The organism is Methylocystis sp. S23, from assembly GCF_054106005.1.
Map to the genome: position 1 here is coordinate 2,127,016 of NZ_CM134185.1, position 15,343 is coordinate 2,142,358.

At 66.0% G+C, this 15,343-nt stretch carries 16 protein-coding genes; 7 read left to right on the top strand and 9 right to left on the bottom strand.

Translation table 11 applies throughout. From position 1 onward, the window contains the following. Positions 1 to 119 precede the first annotated feature (119 nt). Positions 120 to 263: a hypothetical protein gene (locus ACV7JP_RS10435; protein WP_457795615.1), complete on the top strand. Its 144-nt coding sequence runs from the start codon at positions 120 to 122 to the stop codon at positions 261 to 263. A 153-nt stretch (positions 264 to 416) separates the two neighbouring features. Further along, positions 417 to 548 (top strand): hypothetical protein, encoded by a 132-nt coding sequence (locus ACV7JP_RS10440; RefSeq protein ID WP_457795616.1) that lies wholly within the window; start codon positions 417 to 419, stop codon positions 546 to 548. 1 nt (position 549) lies between these two features. On the opposite strand, the gene ACV7JP_RS10445 is transcribed toward ACV7JP_RS10440, so the two are convergent. The 4 genes from ACV7JP_RS10445 to ACV7JP_RS10460 all read right to left on the bottom strand — a co-directional run bounded on the left by ACV7JP_RS10445 (position 550) and on the right by ACV7JP_RS10460 (position 4,548). Continuing rightward, a complete protein-coding gene (locus ACV7JP_RS10445; protein WP_457795617.1) occupies positions 550 to 1,137 on the bottom strand; it encodes a hypothetical protein in 588 nt (195 codons plus the stop codon). Between the two features lie 263 nt (positions 1,138 to 1,400). Continuing rightward, complete coding sequence (gene lpdA / locus ACV7JP_RS10450) at positions 1,401 to 2,813, bottom strand: dihydrolipoyl dehydrogenase (RefSeq protein ID WP_457795618.1); 1,413 nt, start codon at positions 2,811 to 2,813, stop codon at positions 1,401 to 1,403. A 56-nt stretch (positions 2,814 to 2,869) separates the two neighbouring features. After that, positions 2,870 to 3,298: an anthrone oxygenase family protein gene (locus ACV7JP_RS10455; protein ID WP_457795619.1), complete on the bottom strand. Its 429-nt coding sequence runs from the start codon at positions 3,296 to 3,298 to the stop codon at positions 2,870 to 2,872. Positions 3,299 to 3,483: 185 nt separating this feature from the next. Further along, positions 3,484 to 4,548 carry a GSCFA domain-containing protein gene (locus ACV7JP_RS10460; RefSeq protein ID WP_457795620.1) on the bottom strand — a complete coding sequence of 355 codons (1,065 nt, stop codon included), beginning with the start codon at positions 4,546 to 4,548 and terminating at the stop codon, positions 3,484 to 3,486. A gap of 163 nt (positions 4,549 to 4,711) precedes the next feature. Between ACV7JP_RS10460 and ACV7JP_RS10465 the strand changes: the two genes are divergently transcribed. Beyond that, entirely contained in the window at positions 4,712 to 5,770 is a 1,059-nt protein-coding gene (locus tag ACV7JP_RS10465) for a WcbI family polysaccharide biosynthesis putative acetyltransferase (RefSeq protein ID WP_457795621.1), read from the top strand. Between the two features lie 158 nt (positions 5,771 to 5,928). On the opposite strand, the gene ACV7JP_RS10470 is transcribed toward ACV7JP_RS10465, so the two are convergent. From ACV7JP_RS10470 to ACV7JP_RS10480, 3 genes are all read right to left on the bottom strand, one after another. Next, on the bottom strand, positions 5,929 to 7,185 hold the full coding sequence (locus tag ACV7JP_RS10470; protein WP_457795622.1) for a polyhydroxyalkanoate depolymerase: 1,257 nt from the start codon (positions 7,183 to 7,185) through the stop codon (positions 5,929 to 5,931). Positions 7,186 to 7,335: 150 nt separating this feature from the next. Continuing rightward, positions 7,336 to 8,292 (bottom strand): adenosylcobinamide-phosphate synthase CbiB, encoded by a 957-nt coding sequence (gene cbiB / locus ACV7JP_RS10475; RefSeq protein WP_457795623.1) that lies wholly within the window; start codon positions 8,290 to 8,292, stop codon positions 7,336 to 7,338. Positions 8,293 to 8,413: 121 nt separating this feature from the next. After that, positions 8,414 to 8,971, bottom strand: a complete 558-nt coding sequence (locus ACV7JP_RS10480) for a YbhB/YbcL family Raf kinase inhibitor-like protein (protein WP_457795624.1) — start codon at positions 8,969 to 8,971, stop codon at positions 8,414 to 8,416. An 84-nt stretch (positions 8,972 to 9,055) separates the two neighbouring features. Here ACV7JP_RS10480 and ACV7JP_RS10485 point away from each other — a divergent pair, with 84 nt between their 5' ends. From ACV7JP_RS10485 to ACV7JP_RS10495, 3 genes are all read left to right on the top strand, one after another. Next, complete coding sequence (locus ACV7JP_RS10485) at positions 9,056 to 10,168, top strand: cobalt-precorrin-5B (C(1))-methyltransferase (protein WP_457795625.1); 1,113 nt, start codon at positions 9,056 to 9,058, stop codon at positions 10,166 to 10,168. Positions 10,169 to 10,288: 120 nt separating this feature from the next. After that, positions 10,289 to 10,804 (top strand): bifunctional adenosylcobinamide kinase/adenosylcobinamide-phosphate guanylyltransferase, encoded by a 516-nt coding sequence (gene cobU, locus ACV7JP_RS10490; RefSeq protein WP_457795626.1) that lies wholly within the window; start codon positions 10,289 to 10,291, stop codon positions 10,802 to 10,804. A gap of 296 nt (positions 10,805 to 11,100) precedes the next feature. Further along, positions 11,101 to 12,363: an IS4 family transposase gene (locus ACV7JP_RS10495; protein ID WP_457795627.1), complete on the top strand. Its 1,263-nt coding sequence runs from the start codon at positions 11,101 to 11,103 to the stop codon at positions 12,361 to 12,363. A 59-nt stretch (positions 12,364 to 12,422) separates the two neighbouring features. Here the strand turns inward: ACV7JP_RS10495 and ACV7JP_RS10500 are convergent, their stop codons facing one another. Beyond that, entirely contained in the window at positions 12,423 to 13,721 is a 1,299-nt protein-coding gene (locus ACV7JP_RS10500; protein ID WP_457795628.1) for an O-acetylhomoserine aminocarboxypropyltransferase/cysteine synthase family protein, read from the bottom strand. Positions 13,722 to 13,849: 128 nt separating this feature from the next. Between ACV7JP_RS10500 and ACV7JP_RS10505 the strand changes: the two genes are divergently transcribed. After that, on the top strand, positions 13,850 to 14,263 hold the full coding sequence (locus ACV7JP_RS10505; RefSeq protein ID WP_457795629.1) for a hypothetical protein: 414 nt from the start codon (positions 13,850 to 13,852) through the stop codon (positions 14,261 to 14,263). 3 nt (positions 14,264 to 14,266) lie between these two features. On the opposite strand, the gene ACV7JP_RS10510 is transcribed toward ACV7JP_RS10505, so the two are convergent. Beyond that, positions 14,267 to 15,331 carry a bile acid:sodium symporter family protein gene (locus ACV7JP_RS10510; protein ID WP_457795630.1) on the bottom strand — a complete coding sequence of 355 codons (1,065 nt, stop codon included), beginning with the start codon at positions 15,329 to 15,331 and terminating at the stop codon, positions 14,267 to 14,269. Between the last annotated feature and the right edge of the window lie 12 nt (positions 15,332 to 15,343).

Consider the following 15,343-nt stretch of genomic DNA (forward strand, 5'->3'; position numbering starts at 1 on the left):
GCGCTTTTTCGCCGCGTTCCCGTCGCCCGACGTGCGGCGTCGCACCGCCGCGCCCGCCTTGTCCTCCTAATGTCGCGACAGTCGCCAATGGGCGGCGAAGACGAAAAAGGGAGGTTCCTATGAAACAGACGGCTGGTCTTGGCGTTTTCCTCGCGGTCGCCATTGTCCTTGCGCTCGAACTGGCCGGGGCTGGCGCTTATGCGGTGACGAGCGCGCATGCCGATCCGGGCGACGTCTGCTTTGGCTATGCGATCTGCCGCTGAGCGCCGCTTTGCGCTTCCGCCAGGAACGAGAATGGATGATCGGCGTTAACTAGGCCAGGGGCGGCCTGGCCGCGCGTTGGGCGGCAGCGCTCGCCGACCCCTTCATATTCCAGCGCACGCTTATTTCGAGGCGCGGATGGGTGGGAGGAAACGATGAGCAAAGCCGCATTGTTTGGATTGATGCTTTTCCTGCTGGCGGCGAGCTTCGCCAGCGCGTCGTCCGTCTTCAAATCCAGCGCCGAGGCCGAGGCGGATTTCTGCTTCGGCTACGCCATCTGCGAATAGGTCAGACGGGACGTTTCCGCCTCGCAAATTCGCGAAGCCGCGCGATTTTCCGCGTCAGTTCGGCGCCATCCCCGCCGATGTGGCGCCCCGCATAGGCGCGGATCTCGCGGATGAGCGCGACGAGCCGGGCCTTATAGGGCTTCACCAGCAGGGAGGCCCAGGCGCGAATATCGAGGACGATGACGTAAATGCGCCCGAACCACTGCATTTGCAGGAGCTTGTCGCGGCAGATGTCGAACAGGAAGGCCTCGACGCCGAGGGTCAGCGCTTTCGCCGCGAAGATGAAGATCGCGCCGAGCAGGAAATGTCCCCGCGCGAAAAGCGCGAGCGCCGCCACTTTGAACGGCAGCACGCCGATCACGGGGACGGCGAAAAGCGCGAGCGCCGTCAGCGGCGACGATTTCGCCACCACCGCTTCGAGCCGGCGCTCCAGCCTCTCCAGTCCCAAGGCTCGTTCGAGCCGGCGCAGCCATTCCTTGACATTGTCCCATAGCCAGCTCTCGACCAGGAAGATGAGCGCGAGCGTGAACCAGAAGGCGCGGGCGAGGCGCGGCTTCAGCGCGCCGATCAGCGCTTTCACTCTTTCCATCCGGGCGTTCCTTCTCTGCGGCCCTCGCGGGAATGTAATCGCTTGATCGGCAAGACCCAAGGTCCCGGCCTCCAGCCGGGCGATCGCGTGAAGGCTTCCTCATGCTGAGGAGCCGCCAAAGGCGGCGTCTCGAAGGACGAGGAAACCTTCATTTCCCGAAATCTGGAACTCGCCCTCGTGCTTCGAGACGGCTCCTGCTGAGCCTCCTCAGCATGAGGGCGAGGATGGCGGGCGGCCGTCGTCGCCCGGCTTTCAGCCGGGCCTCAGATATGGATCGCCCGCTTGGCGACGGCGAGCGCCGCTTCCTTCATCGCCTCCGACATGGTGGGATGAGCGTGGCACGTGCGCGCCAGATCCTCGGATGAGCCTGAAAACTCCATCAGCACGGCGGCCTCGGCGATCAGCTCCCCCGCGCCGGCGCCGAGAATATGCACGCCCAGCACGCGGTCCGTCCGGGCGTCGGCGATGAACTTCACGAAGCCCTCGGTCTCGCGCATGGACCTCGCGCGGCCATTGGCCGAGAAGGGGAATTTGCCGATGGCGACGTCGAGGCCCTTCGCCTTGGCTTCCTCCTCGGTGATCCCCACCGAAGCGACTTCGGGCGAAGTGTAGACGACGCCGGGAATGACGTTGTAATTCACATGTCCCGCCTGCCCGGCCAGTATTTCCGCGACCGCGACGCCTTCGTCCTCGGCCTTATGGGCGAGCATCGGCCCGCGCACGACGTCGCCGATCGCGTAAACGCCGGGAAGGCTGGTCGCGAAATGATCGTCAATGACGACGCGGCCGCGCTCGAGCGCGACGCCCGCCTCCTCGAGCCCGAGCCCCTGCGCATATGGAATGCGCCCCGTCGCGATGAGCGCGACATCGGCCGCAACGGCGTCAGAGGTCGCGCCGTCGATGGAGGAATAGGAGACGACGACGCCGTCGCCCTTCCGCGTCACGCCGGTGACCTTGGACGAAAGCTTGAAGGCGAAGCCCTGCTTTTCGAGAAGCTTCTGGAAGCGGGTCGCAACTTCGAGATCGAAGCCCGGCAGCACGCGGTCGAGATATTCGATCGCCGTCACCTCGGCGCCGAGGCGGCGCCAGACCGAGCCGAGCTCGAGCCCGATCACGCCCGCGCCGATGACGACGAGCCTTTGCGGAACCTTCTCCAAAGCGAGCGCGCCGGTCGACGAGACGACGATCTTCTCGTCGATCGGGATTTCCGCGCCGGACGCGTCGCGCAGCGGCGCCACGGCGGAGCCAGTGGCGATGACCACGTTCTTCGTCTCGATGGTCTGGATCGCGCCGTCCGCGCCGGTCACGTCGACCTTGCCGGCGCCTGCGAGGCGTCCGATTCCGCGATAGGCGTCGACCTTGTTTTTCTTCAGGAGAAAGGCCACGCCATTGACGTTCGCGCCGACAGTGTCGGCCTTGTGCTTCATCATCGCTTTGAGATCGAGCTTCGGCGGCTCGACGATCACGCCGAGCGGCGCGAGGCCGTGTCCGGCCTCCTCGAACATATGAGAGGCGTGAAGCAAGGCCTTGGAGGGAATGCAGCCGACATTCAGGCAGGTCCCGCCATAGGTCGCGTCCTTCTCGACGATGGCGGTTTTCAGGCCCAATTGCGCGGCGCGGATCGCGCAGACATAGCCGCCCGGTCCGCTGCCAATCACCACGAGATCATAAGTCATGAATGCCGCTCTTCAAGAAAGGCGCCGCAACCGCTCCATCAGCGGAAAGCGCTTCTTCAGCCCGCCGCCCAGACGAAGATCGCAACGGCCAGCACGCCAATGCCCGTGAGGCCGATTTCGAGCTTGCCCCAAAGATCGATCACCTGCCGCGCGTCATGCGCGGCGTCGGCGGCGATGAGGCCGAGTATGCGATTGTTGAGCGGCACGATCGCCCAATAGGTGTAGGGCCATGACGCCAGAATGACCAGCGCGCCCAGCGCCCAGCGCACGTCGTTCAGCTCGCGATAGGCGATGAAGCCGAATAATGCGGCAATGGCCGCCAATCCCGCGAGCACGATGAAGCCGCGATGGTCGGAGGGCTCCCATTCCTTGATGAGCGCGTCGTCGCCGAGCGCCAGCCGCGCGGGCTGCTCGACATAATTGACGTAGAGAGACGCGCCGGTGAACGCGCCGGCGGCGGCAAGAGCAAGCGAGCCGATGATCATTGTCTATTTCCTGCTGGGTGAAAATCATTCCCTCTCCCCGCTCGCGGGGAGAGGGCCAGGGTGAGGGGCGAAGCCGTTCCCCGATAGCCGGGCGTTCGGCGGCGGTGAGCGCAACGAGCTTTGTCCCTGTCGCCTTGCCCCTCACTCCAACTCTCTCCCCGCTTGCGGGGAGAGGGAGAAAAGGGTCACGCCGACTCGATTGCTTCCTCGTCGCAAACGACGCGGGCGCTGGCTTCGGCCTCGGCGGCGACGTCGACCTTGAGAGATCTGACCGCCGCTTCCTCGCGCGCTTTGTCGGTGAAATGATCGAAGAACATCTTCATCGTGCGGTCGATGCCATGCGGATTGATGCGTCTTGTATCGTCCCGGTAGAAGCGTCCGGCGTTGGGCGAGACGTTCACGAGGTCGTAGGACGGGAAATAGGCGATGTTCGGCCTTGCGCGCGTGACTTCGTCGGCGGCGGCGCGCAGGATCGATTTCACCGCCGTGTTGGACACGACGACATGGCGGTCCTCATAGGTCGCGATGATGCCCACGGGAGACACGCTGAGCACGATGCGAACCTTGGGATTGACCGCGCGTATCCGGTCGACGGCGGCGAGGAAGTCGCGAACGACCTCGCTTACCGTCATGTTGTAGAACTCATAAACGTCGGGATCCCACGTCCCGCCGGCGACGCCGGGCGCGAGCTGCAGAATTGCGCCGTCCGGCTTGTGGCGCCATGTCTCCGTGTGGCCGAAGGTGAAGACGAAGACGTCCATCGTCTCGATCATATGGCGCACGGCGGCGAGATGCTTCTCGCGATCGGCCCGCATTTCTTCGACGGTCTCATAGCCTTCGGGCTCGATGCGCGGGCGGAAGGCGTCGACGAAGCGGCCGTCCTCGGGGCGGTTCCAGTAATCGAGCGCGGGCGTGAATTCGCCATAGGCGCGCTCGATGAGCTGACGGAACTGCGCCGTCGTGTACAAATTGCCGTAGCGGCAGGAATACATGGAGTAGTTGCGGCGCAGCGCTTCCGCGGCGGTCATGCCCTCCGGCGGCTTTTCGGCGAGATAATAGGTGTAGCCGCTCGTCTGGAGGCGATGCGCGATCTCCTGTGCGAAGCAGCTTCCGGCCGTCGCCACGCGGTCGTCGCGCGCGATCTTGAAGGGCGTCGAGATCAGCGGATCGATGGCGAAAGGCGGCAGTCCGGTCACAGCCTTGCGCCAGAAACGATGGTCGGGTAGGGAGCTATAGGGGTTGTCCGCCAAGGGCAAACTCCTCGTCGATGAGAATCGATCGTCGCAAACGGACTTCTGCAGCGCTCTTGGCGCGCCGTCGCTTGTGTGCGGACCATAGACGCGGCGCCGCCGCTTGTCACCAGCCCGAGGCCGGACGACATGTCGCGCCGCGGCCAAACCGGTGAATGCCCCTATGTTTTCCCAGATCGACAAGCAGATTCTGAAGTCGTGGCGCCAATATGCGGTCGAGCCGCGCCTGGCGAGGCTCACGGGGCGGACGCTGCGCAGCACGGGTCCGCGCATCGCGGTGCTCGGCAATTGTCAGGCTTTCGGCTTGGCCTACGCCATGAAGGTCATGGATCCGAGCACCACGGTCGATCACTTCTCGGCGATCGGGCGCTCGCGCGTCGCCAATATGGATATGCTGGTCAAGACGCTGGACACCTACGATTACGTCTTCACGCATGATTTTCTCGCCGGCCATGTGCGCGGCGGCGGCGACTCCGAGGAATTGCTGCGCCGCCTGCCCAGAAAGGCGATCAAGACGCCGGCCGTCACTTTCGCGGCCTTCCATCCCGATCTCATCTACATCCAGGACAAATCCGAGCCGCTGCACGGCTTCATCTTCGGCCCGCTCGGTCCCTATCATTCCGCGGTCGGCCTCTTCTGCTATCGCGCCGGACTCACGCTGGAGGAGACGCGCGCGGCCTTCAACGAAAATGTCTTCCAGGCGCTCGGCTATCTCGATCTGTGGAACGAAGCCGCGACCGGCTTCCTCGAGAACGCCAGGCTCTACGGCGTCGATTTCTCGACCGATCTCATGAACTGGTCGCGGCGCGGCGTCTTCATGTACAGCATCGTGCATCCGAAAAGCTTCGTGCTCTTCGACATTGCGCGGCGCATGTGGGAAAAGGCCGGGCTGAAGCCGCCGCAGACGGATTTCGGCTATTACGAAATTCACGATCTCGCGCGCGCCGAGATTTTCCCGGTCTATCCGGCGGTCGCCAAGGTTTTCGGCGCGCAGGGCGGCTATCTCTTCAAGCTGCAGAACCACCATCTCGCCCATTCGGTCGGCGATTTTCTGACGCTGCCCCAATATCTCCAATCGTCCTTCAAGACCTTTGAGAAGACGGGCGCGGAACATCTCGCCAATCCGCGCGTCGACGCCTGGCTCGCCGATGAGAGCACGAAGAATTTTGTGATCAAGCTCGCGCGCGAGAATTTGAAGGCGGGGCTGGCGCCGACGTTGTAAGCGGCGTCGCGCGTCATGCCGGTTCGGATTTGCGCGCGCTCCGTCATTGCAAGGAGCGAAGCGACGAAGCAATCCAGAGCGATATCGCGGCCCCTGGATTGCTTCGTCGCTTCGCCTCCTCGCAATGACTCCGTGAGCGTCGTCGCGAAGCGATGGCGTTACGCCTCCACCTTCTCCATTTCCCGCGTGAAGGCGACGATGCGCGGCGCGATGTCGCGGCGGAAGCGCGAGCCGTTGAAGACGCCGTAATGGCCGACGCCCTCCTGCAGGTGATGCGCCTTGCGGGCGGGGGGAATGCCGGAGCACAGATCCTGCGCGGCGATCGTCTGGCCGACGCCGGAAATGTCGTCCTTCTCGCCCTCGACCGTGAGCAGCGCCGTGCGCCGAATCTTCTTCAGGTCGATCAATTCGCCGCGATGGCGCAGCAGGCCCAGCGGCACTTCGTGCCGGATGAAGACGCGCTCGACGGTTTGCAGGTAGAATTCCGCCGTCAAATCCATCACCGCGAGATATTCGTCGTAGAAATCGCGATGTTTCTCGGCGGAGTCGCCGTCGCCTTCGACCAGATGGTTGAACATCTCCATATGCGCCGTGACATGGCGCTCAATATTCATGGCCATGAATCCGGAAAGCTGCAGGAACCCCGGATAGACGTCGCGGCCCATGCCGGCATGCGGGAAGGGCACGGTATGGATGCAATGGCGGCGGAACCATTCGATGCCGCGCTTTTCCGCGAGCTTGTTCACCGCCGTCGGATTGACGCGCGTGTCGATCGGCCCGCCCATCAGGATCATCGAATCCGGCGCGGCCGGATCGTCCGCGGCTTCCATCGCGGCGATCGCGCAAATGAGCGGCACCGAGGCTTGGCAGACGCCCAGCGTATGGACGGGGATTCCATCCTGCGCGAGATGTTTCAGCATCTCCTCGAGATAATCGATATAGTCGTCGAGATCGAAGGACCCCTCGATCAGCGGCACGGTGCGCGCGTCCGCCCAGTCGGTGATGTAGACGTCGTGGCTCGGCAGAAAGGCTTCGACCGTTCCACGCAGAAGCGTCGCGTAATGGCCCGACATGGGGGCGACGATCAGGAGCTTCGATTGCCTCGGGGCGTCGTCTCCGAATTGCCGCTTGAAGCGCAGGAGGCTGCAGAAAGGCTTGATCCAGACAATCTCTTCGACGACCTCGACCTCGGCGCCGTCGACTTTTGTGGAGTCGAGGCCGAAGACGGGCTTGCCGTAGCGGCGCGTCATGCGCTCGAAGAGCTCGGCGGAGGCGGCGATGCTGCGGCCGAGCGAGGTGTGATAGAGCGGGTTGAGCGGGCTCTTGATCGTATGCAGCAGCGCGTCGGTGGCCGCGCGCGCGGGCGCGAAGGCCAGATGCAGCATTTCGTATACATGGTACGACATACGGTCCATAATCACGCTTCTCCCGACACCCCTGGCCACTCCCCGATGTTGCGCTGCACAATTCCCATCTAAAATATTTGATATCCAGAAAAATGAAAGGGCAAGCTCAACCCCGCCCCAAGGAGAACGGGGGTCTTTGGATTGTGGTTGAAAATCAACCTATCTAGCGCTTCCAAGCGCGCCGGCGAGCACCATAAGCCAAAGCCCGGCCGCCGCGCATCTGTAAATTGTCAGGGCGCGGCCAATGTCTTCGGCGGTCGCCTCCCGCGTCCCTCCGCCGAGCGTCGCCCCGTCGACCCGCCTTCCCCGATAAGCGCGCGGCCCGCCGAGCGCAAGCCGGAGCGCGCCGGCCATCGCCGCCTCCGGCCAGCCGGCATTGGGCGAGGCGTGCCTGCTTGCGTCGCGCAGGGTCGTCTCGACGGCCTCGCGCGCCTCGGCGCCGGCCGCCCAGGCCGCCGCGACGATCAGCCCGGCCGCGAGACGCGCCGGGACGAGATTGAGAAGGTCGTCGAATCGCGCCGCCGCCCAGCCGAAAGCGAGATGGCGCTCGGATTTGTGGCCGATCATGCTGTCGGCGGTGTTCGCCGCCTTGTAGAGCAGGGCGCCCGGAAGGCCGAAGGCGGCGAGAAAAAGCGCCGGCGCCACGACGCCGTCCGAGAAATTCTCGGCGAGGCTCTCGATCGCCGCGCGCGCGACGCCGGCCTCGTCAAGCTGCGTCACGTCGCGGCCGACGATCCTGGCCACTTCGCGGCGGCCGTCTTCGAGCGAGACCGACAGGCCCCGCGCCACGGCGGCGACATGGTCGTGAAGGCTTCTTTGGGCGATGAGCGTCGAGCCGAGGAGGGCGAGCGCGAGCGCGCCGAAGAGCAGGGCGCGCGCGAGGCTTTCCGCAAGCATTCCCGCGACGAGCGCGGTCGCGAGCAGCGCGGCGAGCGCGGCGGCGCCCTTGGCCCGGCGAAGCGCGAAGGAGTCGGTTTCAAGATTAAGGCGCTTGTCCAGCGTCGAGATCAGCGCGCCGAACCAGGTGACCGGATGGCCGACAGCTTGAAAAAGCCGGTCCGGATAGCCGGCGCCCGCTTCGATCGCGAGCGCGAGGAGGGCGACCGCGAAGGACATGGGCGGTCATTGCGATCCAGAGGCGGCCATTGCCCCTCTGGATGGCTTCGCGCTTTTGCGAAGTCGGGCATGCCCGACTTCGAGAAAAATGCTCGCAATGACGATTCTGCGCGTCAATCCGTCACCGTCCGAACAGCCCGGTGATCGAGGCCTTCGCCAGCGCATTGGCGTTGATCGTGAAGCCGGCGATGGCGGTGCGGCCATGGGCGGCGTCGCCGAGCTTCTCGATCTTCAGCGCATAGACGGTGAAGATATAGCGATGCGGCGCGCCGGGCGGCGGGCAGGGGCCGCCATAGGATTGGTCGCCGAAATCATTCTCGAGCTGATGGGCGCCGGCTGGCAGATTCTTGCCAGAGGCGTCGCCCGCGCCCCGTTTGAGGCCGCGCACATCGGGCGGAATGTCGACGACGAGCCAGTGCCAGAAGCCGGCGCCGCCGGTCGGCGCGTCAGGGTCGTGCGCCAGCACGGCGAAGCTCTTCGCGCCCGCCGGCGGGTCGCTCCATATGAGTTCCGGCGAGAGATTCTCTCCCGTGCAGCCAAAGGAGTCGTAGACATGCTTCATGTCGATTCTGCCGCCCTCGGCGATGTCGGGGCTTCTGAGCGTGAAAGCCGACGCGCCGCCGGCCTCCGCCGCCGAGAGCGCCGCGAAGGCGTAGAAGGATGAAAGGCTGCGCTTCATGGGCCAAGCTCCCTGCTTCCTGAATCCGGCGCCCCTTGTAGCGGATCGTTGGGTCCCTGTCGCGCCGGGTGCTAAAGGAGGCGCATGACGGAAGCGTCCAAAGATCGACCGTTGCGCCGGGGCTGGACCACCGGCGCCTGCGCCACGGCGGCGGCGCGCGCGGCCTTCGAGGCGCTCGTCGCCGACGGGCCGCCGCCCGATCCGGTGGAGATCGCGCTGCCCTCGGGCCGGCGGGTTTCTTTCGCGCTGGCGGAATGCGAAAGACGCGAGGATTTCGCGCGCGCGGGCGTGGTGAAGGATGCGGGCGACGATCCCGACGTGACGCATGGCGCGCTGATCCGAGCGACCGTTCGCCGCGCGGCGCCGGGCGCCGGCGTGACCTTCAAGGCGGGCGAAGGCGTGGGGATCGTCACGCGGCCGGGCCTGCCCTTGCCGCCCGGCGAGCCCGCCATCAATCCCGCGCCCCGCCGGATGATGCGCCAGACGATCGAGGAGGCGGCGCGCAAGCTCGGCGTTGGCGCGGACGCCGAGATCGAGATTTCCGTTCCCGGCGGCGAGGAGATGGCGAAGCATACGCTCAACGGCCGGCTCGGCATTGTCGGCGGCCTGTCGATCCTGGGCACGACGGGAATCGTCACGCCTTTCTCCTGCGCCGCCTGGATCGACAGCATTCATCGCGGCGTCGACGTCGCGCGCGCGAGCGGTCTGACGCACCTTGCGGGAACGACGGGCTCGACCTCGGAAGCCGCCGTGCGAAAGCTCCACGATCTGCCGGAGGCGGCGCTGATCGAAATGGGCGACTTTGTCGGCGGGTTTCTCAAATATCTGCGCGCCCATCCGGTCCGCCGCGTCACCATTGGCGGCGGCTTCGCCAAGATGACGAAGCTCGCCCAGGGGCGGCTGGATCTGCATTCGGGGCGCTCGAGCATCGATTTCGCGCGTCTCGCGGAGACCGCGCGCGGCGCCGGGGCGGATGATGAAACCGTCGCCCGCGTGAAGCATGCGAATAGCGCGCTCGACGCTTTGCTGATCGCGCGCGCGGAAGGCGTCGATCTCGCCGCGCCCGTCGCGCGCGGCGCGTGGGAGACGGCGGCTAGGGCGCTCGGCCCCGCCGATACTGCGCTGGAGATCATCGTCTTCGACAGGGAAGGACGGTTGCTGGCGCAAGCGCCTTTCGGAAAGGCCGCCGATGAATAGGCGTCAACCGTCCTTGCGAGCGAAGCGAAGCAATCCAGTGGCGGCCAACGCGACTGTGGATTGCTTCGTCGCTTGCGCGCCTCGCAAGGACGGGGTTCGCCTGGGACGCAGAGGCCGCGCATGATCGAGAACCCGCATCTCACCTTCATCCTCGGCGGCGCGCGGTCGGGCAAGAGCGCCTATGGCGAAGGGCTGATCATGACGCATCCGGGCCCGTGGTTCTATATCGCCACGGCGCAGGCTTTCGACGACGAGATGCGCGAACGCATCGCGGCGCATCAGGCGCGGCGCGGCGGCGATTGGCGCACCATCGAGGCGCCGCAACGCTTGCCCGAGGCGGCGCGCGACGCGCCGCCGGACGCGCCGCTGATGATCGATTGCCTGGCGATCTGGCTCTCGAACAGAATGTTTGCGGAAGCCGATCTCGTGGCGGACCGAGCGGCGCTGGTCGCGGCGCTGCGATCGCGCAAGGCGCCGACCGTGGTCGTGTCGCCGGAAGTCGGCTTGTCGATCGTTCCCGAAAACGCGCTCGCCCGCGCCTTTCGCGACGCCGCCGGCCTGCTGCATCAGGAGGTCGCGAAGATCGCCGCGCATGTGGCGCTGGTGGTGGCCGGCTATCCGGTAAAGGTGAAATGAGGCGTCTCATTCCCTCTCCCCGCGCGCGGGGAGAGGGTCAGGGTGAGGGGCAAGGCCTCATCGGCCGCCTCTGTTGTGTCCGGTAAATAACCGGCGATTGCTAACTCGGCTTCGCCCCTCACCCCAGCCCTCTCCCCGCTTGCGGGGCTACCGCATTCACACATCTTGGTTGCATGTGGCCTGGGCGTCTGATTCCATTTGAAGGAATCGGAGGGACGGACGATGGACGGACGGACGCTGGGTCGCTTTGGCGACGCGCGACTGGAAAAAGGGGGGCCTTTCTGCTTTCCCGGCTGGTGGCGGAGGGCGGCGGGGGCATACGCATTCGTCGGCTCGGCGGCGACCGGGCCGGTGAGATTAAGATCACGCGCTTTCTTCGCAATCGGGCGGTGACCGGCGCGGAGATGTTCGCCACGGCGGCCGCGCGCGCGTCGGCGCGTTGCGCCGGGCGCGCGGTCCTGGCGATACAGGACACGACGGTCGTCAAGTCCGAGGGCGGCGGCGGGCTCTATCTGCATCCGACCCTCGTCGTCGACGCCGAGGACGGTTCGATCGTGGGTCTGGCGCACGCGCAGTTCCTTGAACGCGCGACGGGACGCAAGGCGGATCGGCGTCAGCGGCCGATCGAGGACAAGGAAAGCCGGCGCTGGCTGGAGGGCGCGGCGGCGGCGGCGAAAGTTTGCGCTTTGGCGCGCGAGGTCACGGTCGTGGCCGATCGCGAGAGCGATATTTATTCCGCCTTCGCGCGGCGCCCGCCGGGAGTTCACCTCCTCGTGCGCGCCGCGCAGGACCGCGCGCTGGAGGATGGCGAGCGGCTGTTTGCGCGCCTGGATGCGCTGGAGGAGGCCGGGCGGGCGACGCTGTCGCTTCCGGCGAGGCCCGGACGGCCGGCGCGCGAAGCGACACTGGCCGTCCGGCATGGGCGCTTTGATCTCGCGCGGCCCCGGAACGGCGCGGCCCAGAACGACCCCTCGACGATCGCGGTCCATCTCGTCGACGTGCGCGAGATCGACCCGCCCCCAGGCGAAAACGTCCATTGGCGTCTGATCACGACGCGCCCCGTCGACCGCCTCGCGCAAGCGCTCGAGGTCGTCGATCTGTATCGACGCCGTTGGGCGATCGAGCAGTTGTTCCGCACGATGAAGACCGGCGGCTTCGACATCGAGGCCGTGCGGATGGAAGACGACGCGCCGCGCCAGACCCTGGCGGCCGCGACGTTGATCGCGGCCGTGACGATCCAACAACTCGTCCACGCCCGGGACGGCGGCGATCCGCAACGTCTGCGCCCGCTCCTCGACGCCTTCGAGCCCAAGGACCAACCGCTGCTGGAAGCCTATTGCGCCACCCTCGAAGGCAAGACGCAGCGTCAGAAGAACCCACATCCGCGAGGGTCCCTGGCCTATGCGTCCTGGGTGCTCGCCCGCCTCGGCGGCTGGACCGGCTATTACGGAAAACCCGGCCCCGTCGTCATGCTCGCCGGATGGCTCAAATTCCAGCACGGAAAATACGCCATCGCCGTCACCCAACCAACGCCGCCGCTAACCAACACAGATGTGTGAATCTGCTAGGCTTGCGGGGAGAGGGGGAAGGGCGCGCCGCTCTTGCTTGAAAAGGCCGCTCACGCTCCCGCCGCTTTCAGCCCCTTCTCCAGATCGGCGATGATGTCGTCGATATGCTCCAGCCCGATGCAGAGGCGCACATAGCCGGGCGTGACGCCGCTCGCGAGCTGCGACTCTTCGGAGAGCTGCGAATGCGTGGTCGTCGCGGGATGGATGGCGAGGCTGCGCGCGTCGCCGATATTGGCGACGTGGTGGAACATCTCCAGCGCGTCGATGAAGCGGCGTCCCGCCTCCGCGCCGCCCTTCAGCTCGAAGCCAAGCAGCGCGCCGTAGCCGCCCTTGAGATATTTATCGGCGCGCTTCCGCGCTTCGCCGGTTTGATGCGAGGGATAGATCACCTTCGTCACCTCGCCGCGGCTCGCGAGGAAATCGGCGGCCTTCTGCGCATTGGCGACATGGCGCTCCATGCGCAGCGTCACCGTCTCGACGCCCTGCAATGTGAGGAAGGCGTTGAAAGGCGAGGGCGAGGAGCCGAGATCGCGCAGCAATGTCGTGCGCGCCTTGATGATATAGGCGATGGGCCCCAGGGGCTTGACCGCCTCGACCCACACGGCGCCGTGATAGCTCGGGTCCGGCGTGTTGAGCGCCGGCTGGCGCGCGGGAAATTTTTCCCAGTCGAAATTGCCGCCGTCGATAATGGCGCCGCCGATCGAGGTCCCGTGGCCGCCAATATATTTCGTCGTCGAATAGACGACGATCGCCGCGCCGTGGTCGAGCGGGCGCGCGATGATCGGCGCCGCCGTATTATCGACGATGAGCGGAATTCCGTATTCGCGGCCGATCGCCGCGATCTCGTCGATGGGGAAGACCGTCAGCTTGGGATTGGGCAGGGTCTCGCCGTAAAAGGCGCGCGTGCGGTCGTCAATGGCGCGGCGGAAATTCTCCGGGTCGGCCGGATCGACGAAGCGCACCTCGACGCCCTGGTCCTTCAGCGTATTGGCGAAGAGATTCCAGGTGCCGCCATAGAGATCGGTGGAGGAGACGATATTGTCCCCGACCTTGGCGAGGTTCTGAACCGCGAAGGCCGAGGCCGCCTGTCCCGAGGAAAGCGCGAGCGCCGCGACGCCGCCGTCGAGCGCCGCGAGACGCTGTTCGAGAACGTCCGTCGTCGGATTGCCGATGCGCGTATAGATCGGCCCAAGCTCCTTCAAGGCGAAGAGATTGGCCGCGTGCTCGGTGTCGCGGAACTGGAACGACGTGGACTGATAGATCGGAACGGCGACGGCGCCGGTCGTCGGATCGGCGCGCCAGCCGGCATGGAGCGCAAGCGTTTCCGGATGTTTCGTTTCAATAGCCATGTTCGTTTCCTCCCGCGAAGCTGAGTAAACGAAAAGCGCGCGCGAGGCGATATTTTCTTGCCGGAGAAGCCCGCCCTCCCATCTAGCGCTTTACGGATTCACTCGGGGCGAGGGCAGGAGTCACCGTCATGAAGAAGCTGTTGATTGGCGCCTTGTTGCTGTCGGCGGGCGCCATCGCGCCCGCGCTCGCGCAGGACCGGGCGCAGGACCAGGGCGATCCCAATCCGCCTCGAATGGAGGGCCAGCCGCCCCGGGAGATCAAGCCGGCGCTGAACGAGGAAACAGAACAGGCGCCGCCGCCTTCCGCCGCCGCGGAAGACATCGGCCATACGTCGGGGCCGGCCGCCGGCACCAATGTGATTCCGCCGACGGTGGTGCAGAAGGAAAACCCCGCGGCGCAGGAGCACGCCTCTCCCGCGGGGGTCTCCGGTCCCAGCGGCACGGCGGCCGGCGCGCCGGGCATCGAGGCGAAGCCAGGCACCCAGGCGGGACGCGAATGGCTTCCGCCGGAGGAGATCCAGCGCAGGAAGCCGTCCATGTAAGCGTCAGGATTTGCCCGCGCCGCCTTGCTGGAAAAATGCGCGGTCGACGATGGCGGCGACGAAATGCTGCGCGAGATTATAGAGGATGACGGGAAGCAGCACGCCGGCGTGGTTCGGCATCGCGGTTGAGGCGAGTGACAGCCCCGCCCCATTGTTGTTCATGCCGAGCGCGAAGGTCAGCGACGCCGTCTCCTCCCCGTCGGCGCCGCTGGCGCGCGCGCAAAGCCAGCCGGCGGCGAAGGCGGTCACGCACAGGAAGAGAATGACCGCCAGCATGAGCGCCAGAAAGTCCATGTCGGGATTGCCCGCGACCTCGGGCAGCGAGAGCGAGGCGTTCGAATAGTTGAGCAGAACGACCATCGCATAGTTCGACAATTTGAGGTAAGGCCTGGCGCGCGCCCACGCCGCCTCGCTGATCAGGCGACCCGCCGAGACGCCCAGCACGGACGGCGCAAGCACCCACATGCCGAGAAAGCTCATCGACCCGCTCGCGGCCAGCTCGTGAAGGTCTTCGCTATAGTCGCCGGTCGTCATGCCGGCGACGGCGTGAAGGACGGCCGGCGTGAGCAGGGGGCTGAGCGCCGTCGTCGTCAGCACGAGGCCGACGCTCAGCGACATGTTGCCGTTCGCCGATTGCGCCCAGGCCGTCGACGCCCCGGCGATCGGCATGGCGGCGACAAAGGCGAGACCCGTGAGGATTTGCTGCGTCTCGTCATTATTGTGCCACCGGCCCAGCAGGAAGCTCGCCGCAAGGATGAACGTCAGCGGCACGAGAAAATTGCCGAGCGCGCCGACCGCCAGCACGGCGGGCGTGCGGGCGAGCGTTCGGATTTCCCGGGCGTTGGTCCCGAGGCCCGCATTGAAGAGCAGCAGGAACAACATCAGGGTCGTCGCCGTCGCCGTCACATGCCGGTCGCCGTCGCCGACGTCGAGGAGGCGGGTCTTCTGCAAGGCGATTCCCGCGGCGGGCGCGAGCGCCGCGGCCGCATAGGACGCGACGACGATCCAGATGAAGTAGCGATGGACGAGGTGCGCGAAGCGGTCGAGGCCGCGACCGGAGTGGCTCATGCTCGAGACTCG